The sequence below is a fragment of the Streptomyces sp. NPDC058326 genome, assembly GCF_042879855.1.
Lineage (GTDB): Bacteria > Actinomycetota > Actinomycetes > Streptomycetales > Streptomycetaceae > Streptomyces.
In genome coordinates this window covers 34,446-49,687 of the sequence record NZ_JBHVZO010000001.1, presented here as the reverse complement: position 1 = coordinate 49,687, position 15,242 = coordinate 34,446, and the positions used below count along the sequence as shown (strand labels likewise).

The window sequence follows — 15,242 nt, the reverse complement described above, 5'->3', positions numbered from 1 at the left end:
GAGTCGCGGCGAACCGATGAAGGAAGTACCACGCATGTCGATCCAGCACTCCGACGTCGTCTACACCGCTGTCGCCACCGCCGAGAACGGGCGTGACGGCCGTGTCGCCACCGACGACGGTCAGCTCGACCTCGTCGTCAACCCGCCCAAGGCCATGGGCGGCTCCGGTGCGGGCACCAACCCCGAGCAGCTCTTCGCGGCGGGCTACAGCGCCTGCTTCCAGGGCGCGCTCGCTGTCGTCGCCCGCAACGAGAAGGCCGACGTCTCCGGCTCGACGGTCACCGCCGAGGTGGGCATAGGCAAGAACGACGACGGCTTCGGCATCATCGTCAAGATCTCGGCGACCATCCCGAACGTGGACGCCGAGACCGCCAAGGGCCTGATCGAGAAGGCCCACCAGGTCTGCCCGTACTCCAAGGCGACCCGCGGCAACATCACGGTCGAGCTCGCCGTCTGAGTCCGGACGCGCGGGACCGCACACAGGGCCGCATCCCCACCGGGGGTGCGGCCCTCGCCGTGCCCGGGCCGCGGGCCCGGCCGCCCGACGGCTGACCTGCGCTCCACCGATAAAGTGGCCCCCATGCGCGATCTCGGGGTGGGTTTCGGATTCCTGGTCCAGGGCCAGAAGTGGGTGGCCCGGCACGGACGGTGGTTCGGATTCGGGCTGCTGCCCGGGCTCGTGACCCTCGTCCTCTACACGGGGGCGCTCGTCGGACTCGGATACGGCGCCGACGACCTGGTCGCCTGGATGACCCCGTTCGCCGACGACTGGACCTCTCCCTGGCTCGACATCGTCCGCGGCACCCTGACGGCGCTGGTCTTCGCCTTCGGGCTCTTCCTCGCGGTCATCACCTTCACCGCCGTCACCCTGCTCGTCGGCCAGCCGTTCTACGAGTCGCTCTCCGAGGCGGTCGACCGCGGAGAGGGCGGCGAGGTGCCCGAGTCCGGGCTGCCGCTCTGGCGCGAGCTGTGGATCTCGGCCCGCGACAGCCTGAAGGTCCTGGTGCGGGTCGCGTTCTACGGCATCCTGCTCTTCGCCTGCGGTTTCATCCCGGTGATCGGCCAGACCGTCGTCCCCGTCATCGGCTTCTGCGTCTCCGGCTTCTTCCTCACCCAGGAGCTGACGTCCGTCGCGCTGCAGCGCCGGGGCGTCGAGTTCAAGGAGCACATCGGGCTGCTGCGCGGGCGCCGGATGGTCGCCCTCGGCTTCGGCGTACCGCTGACCCTCTCCTTCCTGGTGCCCTTCGTCGCCGTCTTCCTGATGCCGGGAGCCGTCGCGGGCGCCACCCTCATGGCCCGCGAACTGCGGGGGGAGACGTCCGGCGACGACGACCGTGACGACCTCTTCCGGAAGAACGGTCGAGAAGGCGGCAACCTTCCTTCCGCCGGTGGCGACCAGGGGGTGCACCACCTCCCCCACTGAAGGAAGTAGCACCATGACGTCCCACAAGCGGAAGACGGGCCGCCGGCGCGCGCTCATCGGAGGCCTGAGCGCCCTCGGCGTCACCGGCGCCGCCGTCATCACCAGCACCCTGCTCGCCCCGGCGGGCGCCGCGCCCGCGGTGGCCGCCTGGCCCCAGGCGAAGGGCACCAAGCCGGTCCCCGCGAGCATCGAGGTCTCCGGCACCTACGACGGCAAGCTCCAGCGCTTCCACGGAACCGGTGAGCTCGGCTCCGGAGGCCAGGACGAGAGCCAGAAGCCGGTCTTCGTCCTCAAGGACGGCGCCGTCCTCAAGAACGTGATCATCGGCTCCCCGGCCGCCGACGGCGTCCACTGCCTCGGCAGCTGCACCCTGCAGAACGTCTGGTGGGAGAACGTCGGCGAGGACGCCGCCACCTTCAAGGGCACCTCGGCGTCCTCGGTGTACGCGGTCTACGGGGGCGGCGCGAAGAGCGCGTCCGACAAGGTCTTCCAGTTCAACGGCGCGGGCAAGCTCGTCGTGACCAAGTTCCAGGTCGCCGACTTCGGCAAGCTGGTCCGCTCCTGCGGCAACTGCAAGAAGCAGTACAAGCGCACGATCCTGATCAACGACGTGGACATCACCACGCCCGGCAAGTCGATCGTCGGCGTCAACGCCAACTACGGCGACACCGCCTCCCTGCGGAACATCCGGATCCACGGCGACACCAAGAAGAAGATCAAGCCGTGCACCCGCTTCACCGGCAACGACACCGGCAAGGAGCCCAAGGAGATCGGCACCGGCCCGGACGGCACCACCTGCCGCTACTCGGCAGGCGACCTCTCGTACGACTGACGGTGAGCGGGGGCGCCCGGCCCTGCCCGGGCGCCCCCCTGCTCAGCCGGCCTCGGCGAGCACGAACCCCGGCCCGTCGCTCCCCGCGTCCGCGATCCGCTCACCGTCCGGGCCCCAGGCCCCGGCCCGGCCCACGGCGACCCCGTCCTCGTTCGGCCCCAGGGCGTTGCCGAGCACCACGGGGAGACCGGAGTCCCGGGCCCGTACCGGATACACCTTCTCGAACGAGTCGTTGCCGGCGGTGAGCACCGAACTCGCCAGGTAGGCCCCGCAGCCGTCGGCGGCGGCCCGCTCGGCCAGCTCGGGGAAGCGGTTGTCGTAGCAGGTGGCCAGGGCGAACCGCACCCCGTCGAGCGTGAACCGGCCGTCGACGGCGCCCGGTTCGAAGACCTCCCGCTCGATCCCGTAGAGGTGCTGCTTGTCGTAGCGGGCGAGGAGCGACCCGTCCGGGCCGATCACGAGCGTGGTGACCGCGGGCCGCCCGCCGGCCGTCCGCACCGGCCCGTTGACCACGGCCGCCGCCGAGACCGCGCGGCAGGCCTCCCGTACGGGCTCCAGGCGGGGGTCGTCCTCGGCGAGGACGAGGCCGGGGGTGTCCCGGACGAGGGACGGCTCGTACCCGGTGAGACAGAGCTCGGCGAAGACGACCACACGGGCTCCCTCGGCCCCGGCGGCCCGGACGAGACCGGCGACCGTACGGACGTTGGCGTCGATGTCCCCGGCGACCGGGGCGAACTGGGTGGCTGCGACGATCATGCCCGTCATCCTCCCGCCCGCCCGCCGCGGGGGAACTCCCGGGGCGTCCTCCGGTTCTCGCCCCCGTCGAGCAGCCGCAGGAAGTCGCGGAAGGCGGACGGCATGTCCACCGCCGCCGGGTCCAGGAGCCACTGGTACTGGAGCCCGTCCATCACCGCCGTGAGCAGGGGCGCCGCCCGCTCCGGGGTGAGTCCGCCCGGCAGCCGCTCGCCGAACTCCAGGCGCAGCACCTGCGCCATGTTCGCCCGCACCTGCGCGTACCGCTCGGTGAAGAAGGTGCGCGCCGGGTGCTCGTCCGTGACGCTCTCGCCGAGCAGCGCGGAGAAGGTCTGGACGATCCCCGGCCGCATCGCGTTGTACTCGACGAGGGATTCGAGCAGGTCGAGCCGCCAGCCCTCGCGGTCCCCGCCGCCGCTGGTGTCCCAGCGGTCGCGCTCCTCCAGGACGGCGACGAGCAGCGCCTCCTTCGTCGGGAAGTAGTGCAGGAGCCCCTGCTGGGTCAGCCCGACCCGTTCGGCGACGGAGCCCAGGGTGGCACCCCGGTAGCCGCGCTCGGCGATCACTTCGAGGGCGGCGCGGAGGATGTCCGCCCGCCTCTCCTCGCTCCTGGCCCGCACCATCGCCTGGGCCCCCTTTCAGGCGCTCGCCTCCGAGGTTCCGCCCGTCCGACAGGACGGTACCCCCTCCAGAAATAACAAGAGCATAACGTTGCCTACCGCGCTACAGGTAGATGGGTGCACGATGGCCGCATCGGGGTCACCAGTACGTCAACGAGGAGGTACGGCCATGACGGAGACCGGCGCGGACACGGCACGGGCGGAGGCGGACGCGGCGCGCGAAGAGGCCGTCGAGGCGGCACTCGCCACGCTCGGCCTTGACGCCAAGACCCGGCTGCTCGGCGGCCAGGACATGTGGTCCCTGCCCGCCCTGCCCGAGATCGGCCTGAAGTCCCTGGTCATGTCCGACGGCCCCATCGGCGTCCGGGGCGTCCGCTGGACCGCAGACGACCCGTCCGTCGCCCTGCCGTCCCCCACCGCGCTCGCCGCCGCCTGGGACCCCGCGCTCGCCCGCCGCGCCGGCCGCCTTCTCGCGCAGGAGGCCCGCCGCAAGGGCGTCCACGTCCTGCTCGCACCCACCGTCAACCTGCACCGCACGCCGCTCGGCGGACGCCACTTCGAGGCCTACAGTGAGGACCCCTTCCTCACCGGCGAGATCGGCACCGGCTACGTCCAGGGCGTCCAGGACGGCGGCGTCGGCACCACGGTCAAGCACTTCGTCGCCAACGACGCCGAGACCGACCGCTTCACCGTCGACAACCGCATCGCCCCCCGACCGCTCCGTGAGCTCTACCTCGCCCCCTTCGAGGCCATCGTCAGGAACGCCCACCCCTGGGGCATCATGACCGCCTACAACCAGGTCAACGGCGTGACCATGACCGAGCACCGGTACCTCGTGAACGAGGTCTTGCGCGGCGAGTGGGGCTTCGACGGCTTCAACGTCTCCGACTGGATGGCCGCCCGCTCCACCACCGGCGACATCGAGGGCGGCCTCGACGTCGCCATGCCCGGCCCCGTCACCGTCTACGGAGAGGCCCTCGCCGCCGCCGTCCGCGCCGGCGAGGTCGAGGAGTCCACGGTCGACACGGCCGTACGCAACGTGCTGCGGCTCGCCGCCCGGGTCGGCGCCCTCGAAGGCGCCCCGCCGGTCGTCACCGAGCCTCCCGCCGCGATCGACGGCGACGCCCTGGCCCGCGAGATCGCCCGCCGCGGCTTCGTCCTCGTACGGAACGAGAACGAAGCCCTCCCGCTGCGGCCCGGCACCGTCGCCCTCTCCGGCGCCGCCGCCCGCGACGCCCGCGTCCTCGGCGGCGGCTCCGCCCAGGTCTTCCCCGACCACGTCGTCTCCCCGCTCGACGGCCTCACCGCCGCCCTGCCCGCAGGGACCCTGACGTACGCGATCGGCGCCGACCCCAGCGACGAACTCGCTCCCGCCGAGCAGGGGTTCACGCTCCGCGCCCGCTGCCGCGACGCCGGGGGCCGGCTCCTCGGCGAGGGCTCCCTGCCCAACGGGCAGGTCCAGTGGATCGGCGACGACCTGCCGGCCGGCGTCACCCATGAGGCCCTCGCCTCCGTCGAGGTCGTCGGCACCTTCACCCCGCGCGAGACGGGCGAGCACTCCTTCGGGACCCGCGGCCTCGGCGCCTACACCCTCACCGTCGGCGGCGAGACCCTCTTCGAGGGAGTCCAGACCATGGGCCCCGAGACCGACCCCTTCGAGGCCTTCTTCGGCTCCCCGGTCGAACGGGCCAGGGTCGCGCTCACCGCGGGCGAGACCGTCGAGGTGTCCCTGCTCCACACCCTCGACAAGGAGTTCGCGGCCCCGCTGCCCGCCATCATGTTCTCCTTCGTCCACCTCGGTCCCCGCCGTGACCCCGACGAACTGATCGCCGAAGCCGTCGAGGCCGCCCGCGCCGCCGACACCGCCGTCGTGGTCGTCGCCACCACCGAGCGCGTCGAGTCCGAGGGCTTCGACCGCACGGACCTCGCCCTCCCCGGCCGCCAGGACGAGCTCGTGCGGGCCGTCGCCGCCGCCAACCCGAACACCGTCGTCGTCGTCAACGCCGGCTCCCCGGTCGAACTGCCCTGGCGCGAGGACGTGGCCGCGGTCCTGCTCAGCTGGTTCCCCGGCCAGGAGGGCGGCGCCGCCCTCGCCGACGTCCTCACCGGCGCCGAGGAGCCCGGCGGCCGCCTCCCCACCACCTGGCCCGCCGCCCTCGCCGACGTCCCCGTCACCGACGTCACCCCCGTCGACGGCGAACTCGCCTACAGCGAAGGGCTCTTCATCGGATACCGCGCCTGGGACCGGCACCAGGAGGCCCCCGCGTACGCCTTCGGACACGGCCTCGGCTACACCACCTGGTCCTACGACTCCCTCGTCGCGGGCCCGGACACGGCCACCGTCCGGCTCACCAACACCGGCGACCGGCCCGGCGGCGAGGTCGTCCAGATCTATCTGGCACCGCGCGACCACGGCCCCGGCCGGCCCGAGCGCCGGCTGGCCGGCTTCGGACGCGTCGAGGCGGGACCCGGCGAGACCGTCGAGACCGAGATCACGCTGCCGCGCCGCGCCTTCGAGATCTGGGACGAGGAGAAGAACGGCTGGACCTTCGTCCACGGCGCCTACGAGGTGCGGGCCGCCCACTCCCTCACCGACACCCGCCTGACCGTGACCCTGGAGGTCTGACCCCCCGGGGAACCCCGCGACCGGCCCCGGGACGGCACCTGACAACCGTCCCGGGGCCCCTCACTCCTTCGTGATCCGCCGGTACGCCAGCTCCGCGAGCCGTGCCTGCCCGTCCCTGCTCGGATGGAACCAGTCCCACGGGCTCAACTGCCGGCCGTCGAAGCGGAAACCGAAGACCGCCCCACCGTCGTACCGGCACCGCGCGTCCTTCGCGCAGACATCCCTCAGGACCGCGTTGTACGCGACCACCCGCTCGTGGACCGTCGCCCGCCGCCGCTCCGCCACCGGACCCAGATCCTCCGCGTCCGCCAGCATCGAGCCGCAGATCCCCAGCTTCCACACCTCGAGCCCCATCGGGCTCAGCCGCCCCGTCGACCACAGGTGCTTGAGATCGGGCACGCTCGCCACGTACACCTGCGCCTTCGGCGCGCCCGCCCGCAGCCGGGTGAGCGCCGCCTCGAAGGAGGCGCGGAAATCGGCGACCGGTGTCATCAGCTCAGGGGTCGGCCGACAGGCGTCGTTCGCGCCCATCATCACCGTCACGAGCTCGGGCTTCTCGGCGGCCGCCCCCGCCATCTGCTCGGGAAGCTCCGCCATGCGCGCGCCCGTCCGCGCCAGGTTCCAGCTGCGGGTGGCCACCTTCGCCGGGCCGAGGAGCCGAAGCGCCAGACTGTTCACCGTGGTGTCCGTGCCGGTCGCCCAGGACACCTCGGGACAGTCCGCGAGGACCTCACAGGCGTCGAAGGCCCGGGTGACGGAGTCGCCGACGGCGGCGACGGAGGCGGGGGAGACGTCCCACAGCGGGGCCGGCTTCGGCGTCGGTCGCTGCGCCGGCTTCGCCGTGGCGGTCTGCGCCGCGGGCTCTTCCGAGGTGCAGCCGGACAGTGCCCCCGCGCACAGCAGCGCCGCCGTCGCGGTGGCGACAGCGGTACGGAATCGGCTTCGGCCGTGCATCCCCGGTCCCTCCTTCGGCGTCCTCGCGAGTGAAAGCTTCGTGTTCACCCGCCCCCGGACCGACCGTACGTCACACCGATGACGGTGCGGCACGGTAGCTTTTCCCCCGTCGAACCAGAGGCATCTTCGCCGACCGGCTCCGGTAAATTACATCACGTCACATGCTGTCCCCTTTTTGAGGGTTTGCGATGTTTTGCTCCTGATGCTGTTTACTGAGGCCGCTGGGGAAGGCGAACCTCGTCCCACACTGGAGGTCCCGGTGACGACACGTGGAGTCCTGTACGTACACTCCGCACCGCGCGCGCTGTGCCCGCACGTCGAATGGGCGGTGGCGGGCGTCCTCGGTGCGAGGGTCCAGCTCGACTGGATCCGTCAGCCGGCGTCCCCCGGCACCTGGAGAGCCGAGTTCTCCTGGCAGGGCCGCACCGGCACCGCCTCCGAACTCGCCTCCGCCCTGCGCGGCTGGCAGATGCTCCGCTTCGAGGTCACCGCGGAGCCCTGCCCCACCGCCGAGGGCGAGCGCTACAGCGCCACCCCCGACCTGGGCATCTTCCACGCCGTCACCGGCATGCACGGAGACATCCTGATCCCCGAGGACCGGCTGCGGGCCGCCCTGGCGCGCTCCGCGCAGGGCGAGACCAAGCTGGAGGCCGAGATCGCCAAGCTCCTCGGAAAGCCCTGGGACGACGAACTGGAGCCCTTCCGGTACGCGGGCGAGGGCGCACCCGTCCGCTGGCTCCACCAGGTGGTCTGACGGGGCTTCAGCGGCGCGCGCGGTAGATTCCGCCTGGGTGTGCAGGGGGCACGCCGGGCGGGAGAGACGTGATACGTGACGGTGTGCCGGGGGCGTTGTTCGGCGCGGCGGTGGTCTTCCTGGGGGCGGGAGCGGTCGGTGGTGCGTGGCCGACGGGCTGGGCGGCGCTGGCGTGCGCCGTGGTCCTCATCGCCGTGGGCGTCACCGTCCGTGCGGCACGGCGGGGCGGTACGGACCCGGTGGCACCGGTGGCCGAGCGGCAGGACGCGGTGCCGCACGGCCACGCGGACACCGCCAAGACCGACAGTGGGACTTCCGCCTCCCAGGGCCGGTCCTCCCTCGTGGCCGCCGCCGTCGTCTGGGTCCTCGCGCTCCTCGCCGCCGGTGTCTGGGGGCTCGCGGCGGGCGACGACGAGGGCGGGCGGGGCGGCGGCGCGGCGCCGCCCACGGCCTCCGGCTCCCCGTCCGCCGACCGGGAGCCGGCCGTGGCATGGACGGTCCCGGGCGCCGGTCAGCGGTACGACCACGGCGTCGGCTCCTGGGGCCTCGGCACCACCGTCGCCCACGGGCGGATCGACGGGCTCTTCGCGTACGACGGCGCCGACGGGACCGTCCGCTGGAGCGTCCCCGCACCCGCCCGCGAAGCGCTGTGCGCGATGACCCCGGGCGTCGGAGAGGGCGTCGGGCTCGTCGCCCACGGCCGCCACGACAAGCCGTGCGCGACCCTGCTCGCCGTCCGCGCCGCGGACGGCAAGGTCCTGTGGAAGCGGAACCTCGGCGGCGGGGGCCTCGTCGGCGGCGCCCTCGCCGTCGGCGGCGCCACCGCGGTCACCGCCGAGGACCGGGCCGTACGGGCCCGCTCCGCCGAATCCGGCGAACAGCGCTGGCAGCGGGCCGTGGCCAAGGGGTGCGGGATCCGGGCGCTCGGCGCCGACGCCACCCGTACCCTCCTCGTCGAACAGTGCGGCAAGGGGGCCCGGCTCCTCGCCCTCGACACCCGTACCGGAGCCCAGCGGTGGGCCCGGGACCTGCCCGTCGAGTCGACGGCCTCGGCCTCGGTGGTCTCCGTCTCCCCGGCCGTCCTCGCCGTCGACGAGGCGGACACCCGGGGCACCCACGCCTTCCTCGGCTTCGACGACGGGGGAGCCCCGACCGTGAGCGTGCCGCTCACCGGTCCCGAGGGTGTCCTCTCCGGCCTCTGGAACGTCCGCGGCGGCCGGACCGTCAGGCCCCTCGTCCTCGACGGCCTCCTCGTCACCCTCGCCACGAGCGATTCGACCTCTCCGAACACGGTCGTCGCGTACTCCCTGAAGGACGGCCGGAAGGTGTGGGCGCACGCCGGCGACGCCCAGATGATGGCACTCGCGACCGAGCCCGACGGCCGGGTCGCCTACCTCGGGTACGACGCGACGGTCACCCTCCTCGACCGCGCCACCGGCAAGGTACGGGGAGTCCTCACCCCCGGCACGGACAAGCGGTCGGAGGTCTCCATCTACCCGGAGCTGGTCCCCGTCCCCGGCGGTCACGTCGTCCTCAACCAGGTCCTGGTCCAGACCGAACCGGCCGCCTTCGCCCTGCGCTGACCCACGCGAAAGGCCCGCCCCCGGTCAGGGGGCGGGCCTCACACGTCAGGCGCGGCTCAGATCGAGCGGAACGCCAGGACCACGTTGTGGCCACCGAAGCCGAAGCTGTTGTTGATCGCGGCGATCGTGCCCTGCGGGAGTGCGCGGGGCTCGTCGCGGACGACGTCCGCCTCGACGGCCGGGTCCAGGTCGTCGATGTTGATCGTCGGCGGGGCCAGGCGGTGGTGCAGCGCCAGGACCGTCGCGACGGTCTCGATGCCGCCCGCGCCGCCGAGGAGGTGACCGGTCATCGACTTCGTCGCGGAGATCGCGACGTGGTCGAGGTCGTCGCCCAGGACCTTCCGCAGCGCCTTGATCTCGGCGACGTCACCCTGCGGCGTCGACGTGGCGTGCGCGTTGAGGTGGACGACCTCGGACGGCTTGAGGTCCGTCGCGTCGAGCAGGTTCCGCATCGCGGCGGCGATGCCCCGGCCGGTCGGCTCAGGCTGCGCGATGTGGTGGCTGTCGGCCGACAGGCCCTGCCCGAGGACCTCGCAGTAGACGCGCGCGCCGCGCGCCTTCGCGTGCTCCTCGGACTCCAGGATCACGACGCCCGCGCCCTCGCCGAGCACGAAGCCGTCCCGGCCGGTGTCGTAGGGACGCGAGGCCTTGGTCGGCTCGTCGTTGTTCTTGGACATCGCCATCATGTTGGCGAAGGCGGCGATCGGCAGCGGGTGGATCGCGGCCTCGGTACCGCCGGCGACGACCACGTCGGCACGGCCGGTACGGATCATCTCGACGGCGTAGCCGATCGCCTCGGCGCCCGACGCGCACGCGGAGACCGGGGTGTGGACGCCGGCGCGGGCGTTCACCTCCAGGCCCACGTTGGCGGAGGGGCTGTTCGGCATGAGCATGGGCACGGTGTGCGGGGACACGCGGCGGACGCCCTTGTCCTTCAGCACGTCGTACTGGTCGAGCAGCGTGGTGACACCGCCGATGCCGGAGGCGATGACGGAACCGAGCCGCTCGGGAACGATCGTTTCGTCGTCGCCGGCCGGACCGGTGTAGCCCGCGTCGGCCCAGGCCTCACGGGCCGCGATCAGCGCGAACTGCGCCGAGCGGTCCAGCTTGCGGGCGAGCGGGCGGGGCAGGACGTCACCGGGGTCGACGGCTGCGGTCGCGGCGATCTGCACGGGCAGTTCGGCGAAGCGCTCACCCTCGAGGGGCCTGACGCCGGAGCGCCCCGCGAGAAGACCTTCCCAGGTCGACGCGGAGTCGCCACCCAGCGGTGTGGTTGCGCCGATACCGGTGACGACCACGGTGCGATTGGTCGAGCTCACAGGAATTCGTTCTCCATGTGTGTGATGGTCGGAATACGGCGCCACCGCCGGGTGGCGGACCGAGTCAGCGAGGGCCGAATCAGGCCTGGTGCTTCAGGATGTAGTCGGCAGCGTCGCCGACCGTCTTGAGGTTCTTGACGTCCTCGTCCGGGATCTTCACGTCGAAGCGCTCTTCGGCGGCGACGACGACCTCGACCATGGAGAGCGAGTCGACGTCCAGGTCGTCGGTGAAGGACTTGTCCAGCTGGACGTCCTCGACCGGGATGCCGGCGATCTCGTTGACGATCTCGGCGAGGCCTTCGACGATCTGGTCCTGGGTGGCGGCCATGGTGGCGCTCCTTCTTGTGATTACTTGTGAAAAGGCTTCCGGGAGAACCGGAGTGCCTAGGGGAGGGTAACGACCGTCGCGGCGAAGACGAGACCCGCCCCGAAGCCGATGATGAGCGCCGTGTCGCCGCTCTTCGCCTTGCCGGTCGCCAGGAGTCGTTCCATGGCGAGCGGAATCGAGGCGGCCGACGTGTTGCCGGTGGTCTCGACGTCACGGGCGACCGTGACATGCTCCGGCAGCTTCAGCGTCTTCACCATGGAGTCGATGATCCGCATGTTCGCCTGGTGCGGGATGAAGACGTCCAGGTCGTCCGCCGAGATGCCGGCGGCGTCCAGGGCCTGCTGGGCGACCTTCGCCATCTCGAAGACGGCCCAGCGGAAGACCGCCTGGCCCTCCTGCGTGATGGCGGGGAACTTGATCTCGCCCTGCTCGTTGAGCGGCAGCTTCGAGACGTCGCCCACGTGGAACTCGTTCCAGGGGACGGTCTGCTTGATCGTCTCGGACTTGTCGCCCTCGGAACCCCAGACGGTGGGGCCGATGTGCGGCTCGTCGGAGGGGCCGACGACCACGGCGCCGGCGCCGTCGCCGAACAGGAAGGCCGTCGCCCGGTCCTCCAGATCCGTCAGGTCGCTGAGCCGCTCGACACCGATCACCAGGACGTACTCCGCCGAACCCTCGACGATCATGCCCTTGGCGAGGGTCAGGCCGTAGCCGAAGCCCGCGCAGCCGGCGGAGATGTCGAACGCGGCCGGCTTCCCGGCGCCGATCTTGTCGGCGATCTCGGTGGCGACGGCCGGGGTCTGCTTGAAGTGGGAGACCGTGGAGACGATCACGGCGCCGATCCGGTCCGGGCTGATCCCGGCGTCGGCGATGGCCTTGCCGGAGGCCTCCACCGACATGGCGGCGACGGTCTCCTCGGGCGAGGCCCAGTGGCGGGTGGCGATACCGGAGCGCGAGCGGATCCACTCGTCGGACGAGTCGATCGTCTCGAGGATCACCTCGTTCGGCACGACCCGGGTGGGGCGGTATCCGCCGACACCGAGGATCCGTGCGTACGGGGCGCCCTTGCTGGGCTTGATCTTCGACATGCTTCTCGACACTCCTTGTCAGACGGCCGCGTGCTCAGCGATGAGCGTACGGGCCGCGTCGAGGTCGTCCGGAGTCTTGAGAGCGACCGTGGCAACGCCCTTCAGGGCACGCTTGGCGATGCCGGTGAGGGTGCCGCCGGGGCACACCTCGATCAGCGCCGTCGCGCCGAGTTCCTGGAAGGTCTCCATGCACAGGTCCCAGCGGACCGGGTTGGCGACCTGGCCGACCAGGCGGGCCACGATCTCGGCGCCGTCGGTGACGACCTGCCCGTCCTTGTTGGAGACGTAGCGGGTGGCCGGGGCGGCCGGGGACAGCTTGTCGGCCGCCTCCTCCAGCTTCGCCACGGCCGGGGCCATGTGGTGGGTGTGGAAGGCACCGGCGACCTTCAGTGCGACGACCCGGCGGACACCCTCGGGCTTGTCGGCCTCCAGGGCCGCCAGCTGTTCCAGGGTGCCCGCGGCCACGATCTGGCCGGCGCCGTTCATGTTGGCCGGGGTCAGACCGAGCTTCTCCAGGTGCGGGACGGTCACCTCGGGCTCGCCGCCGAGCAGCGCCGACATGCCGGTCGGGGTGATCGCGGCGGCCTCGGCCATCGCGAGCCCACGGGTCCGTACGAGACGCAGCGCGGCGGTGTCGTCGATCACGCCCGCGAACGCGGCGGCGGTGAACTCGCCGACGCTGTGACCGGCGACGACGCCGGGGGACACGTCGCCGAGCGCGGCGGCGGACAGCAGACCGGCGGCGACGAGGAGCGGCTGGGCCACGGCGGTGTCACGGATCTCGTCCGCGTCCGCCTTCGTGCCGTAGTGGGCGAGGTCGAGCCCGATGGCGTCGGACCAGGCCGCGACGCGTTCGGCGGCACCGGGGAGTTCGAGCCAGGGAGTCAGGAAGCCGGGCGTCTGGGCGCCTTGGCCGGGAGCGACTAGTACGAGCACCCTCACACTCTCTCTTGCGGACGGCTCCGAGCGCCCGTGGGGACAGGGACGAAGAACCGTCGGGGGAATTGTTGGTGTTCGACAAAAGTCTAGGACTGCGGATCTCCGTCGGCCAAGCGCCCCAGGATGAGCGCGATCCTCAGCGTGAACGCGGAGCGCACATCGGAGGGTGACCAGCCGGTGACGTCGGTCACACGTCGAAGCCGGTAGCGCACGGTGTTGGGGTGGACGAAGAGCATCCGGGCAGCGCCTTCCAGACTGCTGGCCTGCTCCAGATAGACACTCAGAGTTTCCAGGAGAGCCGAGCCCGCCTCCTCCAGCGGTCTGTAGATCTCCTCCACCAGCTGCTCGCGCGCCGAAGGGTCGGAGGCGATGGCGCGCTCCGGGAGGAGATCGTCCGCGAGAACGGGCCGGGGAGCGTCCTGCCAGGCCGTGCACGCCTTGAGGCCGGCGGCCGCCGCCTGCGCGGAGCGGGTCGCGGCGAGCAGGTCGGGGACGACGGGGCCGGCGACGACCGGTCCGGCGGCGTACGGGCCGATGAGGGCCTTCGCCACGGCGAGCGGGTTGTCGTTGCCGCCCGCGATGACGACGAGACGGTCGCCGAGCACGCCGGTGAGGACCTGGAGCTTGGCGTGACGGGCCGCCCGGCGGATCGCCTCCACCGTCAGCTCGCTGTCGCCGTCGGGGGCCGTGCCGAGGATCACGCACACATGGTCGGGGGAGTTCCAGCCGAGGGCCGCCGCGCGGGAGACGGCACCCTCGTCGGCCTCGCCGGAGAGGACCGCGTTCACCACGAGCGATTCGAGACGCGCGTCCCAGGCGCCCCGGGCCTCGGCGGCCTGCGCGTACACCTGGGCCGTCGCGAAGGCGATCTCCCGGGCGTAGACGAGCAGCGCCTCACGGAGCACCGACTCGTCACCGGGGGCGGCGACCTCCTCGATCGCCGATTCCATGACCTCGATCGTGGTGCGGACCATCTCCACGGTCTGGCGCAGGGTGATCGCCCGGGTCAGCTCGCGGGGCGCCGTGCCGAAGACGTCCGTCGAGATCGCCTGCGGGGTCTCGGGGTGCCGGAACCACTCGGTGAACGCCGCGATACCGGCCTGGGCGACCAGACCGATCCACGACCGGTTCTCGGGCGGCATCGCCCGGTACCACGGAAGCGTCTCGTCCATGCGGGCGATGGCACCGGCGGCGAGCCGCCCGGAGGACTGTTCGAGGCGTTTCAGGGTCGCGGCGTGCGAGTGAGGGGCGTTCGTGGGTTCTGGCACGGGGACAAGACTGCCTTATCGGGACGTCGGCGTGCGGGGTCGGGGCGGCTTCGCCTCCGGGGGCGGCACTACCGTAGGGCCCGTGATACGCATCCAGCGCGCCGCCGAGCGGTACCCCGGGGGCGACCCGGCGGCCGGCATCGAGACCCGGCACGCCCTGTCCTTCGGGCCGCACTACGACCCCGACAACCTCCGCTTCGGCGGCCTCCTCGCCTGCAACGAGGAGCGGCTCGCGCCCGGTGCCGGTTTCGACGAGCACCCGCACAGGCACACCGAGATCGTGACCTGGGTCGTCGAGGGCGAACTGACCCACCACGACACGGCCGGCCACACCACGGTCGTCCGCCCCGGCGACCTCCAGCGCCTCAGTTCCGCCGGCGGCGTCCGGCACGTCGAACGCAACGACGCCGGCGTACCCCTGGTCTTCGTGCAGATGTGGCTCGCCCCCCTCTCGCCGGGCGGGGAGCCGTCGTACGAGGTGGTGCGCGGCCTCGACGGGCCGTACGCCCTGCCGGAGGCGGACGCCCGGCTGCACGTCCACCGCCTGACGGCGGGCGCCCGCACCGCCGTACCCGAGGCCGACCTCGTGTACGTCCACGTCGTACGCGGGGCGGTGCGGCTGGACGGCGAGGACCTCGCCCCCGGCGACGCGGCCCGTCTCACCGGCACCGGGGGGACGGAGCTGGCCGCCACGGGCGACGCGGAGGTCCTGGTCTGGGAGATGCGGGACGGGCGCAAGGCCCTGGGCTGACCCT

General features: G+C 72.3%; 15 protein-coding genes. 7 read left to right on the top strand and 8 right to left on the bottom strand.

What is annotated here, in order from left to right:
- Positions 1-34: 34 nt before the first annotated feature.
- The 3 genes from ACFVYX_RS00230 to ACFVYX_RS00220 all read left to right on the top strand — a co-directional run bounded on the left by ACFVYX_RS00230 (position 35) and on the right by ACFVYX_RS00220 (position 2,255).
- On the top strand, positions 35-457 hold the full coding sequence (locus ACFVYX_RS00230) for an organic hydroperoxide resistance protein (protein WP_389679012.1): 423 nt from the start codon (positions 35-37) through the stop codon (positions 455-457).
- 123 nt (positions 458-580) lie between these two features.
- Positions 581-1,423, top strand: coding sequence for an EI24 domain-containing protein (locus ACFVYX_RS00225; RefSeq protein WP_389679011.1), 843 nt, complete (start codon positions 581-583; stop codon positions 1,421-1,423).
- A gap of 13 nt (positions 1,424-1,436) precedes the next feature.
- Positions 1,437-2,255, top strand: coding sequence for a pectate lyase (locus tag ACFVYX_RS00220; RefSeq protein WP_389679010.1), 819 nt, complete (start codon positions 1,437-1,439; stop codon positions 2,253-2,255).
- Between the two features lie 42 nt (positions 2,256-2,297).
- Here the strand turns inward: ACFVYX_RS00220 and ACFVYX_RS00215 are convergent, their stop codons facing one another.
- A complete protein-coding gene (locus ACFVYX_RS00215; protein WP_389679009.1) occupies positions 2,298-3,011 on the bottom strand; it encodes a carbon-nitrogen hydrolase family protein in 714 nt (237 codons plus the stop codon).
- Between the two features lie 5 nt (positions 3,012-3,016).
- Positions 3,017-3,631 (bottom strand): TetR/AcrR family transcriptional regulator, encoded by a 615-nt coding sequence (locus ACFVYX_RS00210; protein WP_389679008.1) that lies wholly within the window; start codon positions 3,629-3,631, stop codon positions 3,017-3,019.
- A gap of 166 nt (positions 3,632-3,797) precedes the next feature.
- Here ACFVYX_RS00210 and ACFVYX_RS00205 point away from each other — a divergent pair, with 166 nt between their 5' ends.
- Positions 3,798-6,254, top strand: coding sequence for a glycoside hydrolase family 3 protein (locus ACFVYX_RS00205; RefSeq protein WP_389679007.1), 2,457 nt, complete (start codon positions 3,798-3,800; stop codon positions 6,252-6,254).
- A gap of 60 nt (positions 6,255-6,314) precedes the next feature.
- On the opposite strand, the gene ACFVYX_RS00200 is transcribed toward ACFVYX_RS00205, so the two are convergent.
- Complete coding sequence (locus ACFVYX_RS00200; protein ID WP_389679006.1) at positions 6,315-7,208, bottom strand: SGNH/GDSL hydrolase family protein; 894 nt, start codon at positions 7,206-7,208, stop codon at positions 6,315-6,317.
- 259 nt (positions 7,209-7,467) lie between these two features.
- Between ACFVYX_RS00200 and ACFVYX_RS00195 the strand changes: the two genes are divergently transcribed.
- Positions 7,468-7,962, top strand: coding sequence for a DUF3145 domain-containing protein (locus tag ACFVYX_RS00195; protein ID WP_389679005.1), 495 nt, complete (start codon positions 7,468-7,470; stop codon positions 7,960-7,962).
- A 68-nt stretch (positions 7,963-8,030) separates the two neighbouring features.
- Positions 8,031-9,545: a PQQ-binding-like beta-propeller repeat protein gene (locus ACFVYX_RS00190; protein WP_389679004.1), complete on the top strand. Its 1,515-nt coding sequence runs from the start codon at positions 8,031-8,033 to the stop codon at positions 9,543-9,545.
- 56 nt (positions 9,546-9,601) lie between these two features.
- On the opposite strand, the gene fabF is transcribed toward ACFVYX_RS00190, so the two are convergent.
- The 5 genes from fabF to fasR form a co-directional block, all read right to left on the bottom strand.
- Positions 9,602-10,864, bottom strand: coding sequence for a beta-ketoacyl-ACP synthase II (gene fabF, locus ACFVYX_RS00185; RefSeq protein ID WP_389679002.1), 1,263 nt, complete (start codon positions 10,862-10,864; stop codon positions 9,602-9,604).
- A gap of 79 nt (positions 10,865-10,943) precedes the next feature.
- On the bottom strand, positions 10,944-11,192 hold the full coding sequence (locus ACFVYX_RS00180) for an acyl carrier protein (protein WP_015033413.1): 249 nt from the start codon (positions 11,190-11,192) through the stop codon (positions 10,944-10,946).
- 56 nt (positions 11,193-11,248) lie between these two features.
- Entirely contained in the window at positions 11,249-12,280 is a 1,032-nt protein-coding gene (locus ACFVYX_RS00175; RefSeq protein WP_389679001.1) for a ketoacyl-ACP synthase III, read from the bottom strand.
- Positions 12,281-12,298: 18 nt separating this feature from the next.
- Entirely contained in the window at positions 12,299-13,216 is a 918-nt protein-coding gene (locus ACFVYX_RS00170) for an ACP S-malonyltransferase (protein WP_389679000.1), read from the bottom strand.
- A gap of 89 nt (positions 13,217-13,305) precedes the next feature.
- Positions 13,306-14,487, bottom strand: coding sequence for a fatty acid biosynthesis transcriptional regulator FasR (fasR, locus tag ACFVYX_RS00165; protein WP_389678999.1), 1,182 nt, complete (start codon positions 14,485-14,487; stop codon positions 13,306-13,308).
- Positions 14,488-14,569: 82 nt separating this feature from the next.
- On the opposite strand from fasR, the gene ACFVYX_RS00160 reads away from it, so the two are divergent.
- Positions 14,570-15,238, top strand: coding sequence for a pirin family protein (locus tag ACFVYX_RS00160; RefSeq protein WP_389678997.1), 669 nt, complete (start codon positions 14,570-14,572; stop codon positions 15,236-15,238).
- The last annotated feature ends 4 nt before the right edge of the window (positions 15,239-15,242 follow it).

What these genes read in the sequence shown, in the direction of transcription:
- ACFVYX_RS00230 (WP_389679012.1), top strand. Translation starts at nt 35, where the DNA reads ATGTCGATCCAGCACTCCGACGTCGTCTACACCGCTGTCGCCACCGCC.
- ACFVYX_RS00225 (WP_389679011.1), top strand. Translation starts at nt 581, where the DNA reads ATGCGCGATCTCGGGGTGGGTTTCGGATTCCTGGTCCAGGGCCAGAAG.
- ACFVYX_RS00220 (WP_389679010.1), top strand. Translation starts at nt 1,437, where the DNA reads ATGACGTCCCACAAGCGGAAGACGGGCCGCCGGCGCGCGCTCATCGGA.
- ACFVYX_RS00215 (WP_389679009.1), bottom strand. Translation starts at nt 3,011, where the DNA reads ATGATCGTCGCAGCCACCCAGTTCGCCCCGGTCGCCGGGGACATCGAC.
- ACFVYX_RS00210 (WP_389679008.1), bottom strand. Translation starts at nt 3,631, where the DNA reads ATGGTGCGGGCCAGGAGCGAGGAGAGGCGGGCGGACATCCTCCGCGCC.
- ACFVYX_RS00205 (WP_389679007.1), top strand. Translation starts at nt 3,798, where the DNA reads ATGACGGAGACCGGCGCGGACACGGCACGGGCGGAGGCGGACGCGGCG.
- ACFVYX_RS00200 (WP_389679006.1), bottom strand. Translation starts at nt 7,208, where the DNA reads ATGCACGGCCGAAGCCGATTCCGTACCGCTGTCGCCACCGCGACGGCG.
- ACFVYX_RS00180 (WP_015033413.1), bottom strand. Translation starts at nt 11,192, where the DNA reads ATGGCCGCCACCCAGGACCAGATCGTCGAAGGCCTCGCCGAGATCGTC.
- ACFVYX_RS00175 (WP_389679001.1), bottom strand. Translation starts at nt 12,280, where the DNA reads ATGTCGAAGATCAAGCCCAGCAAGGGCGCCCCGTACGCACGGATCCTC.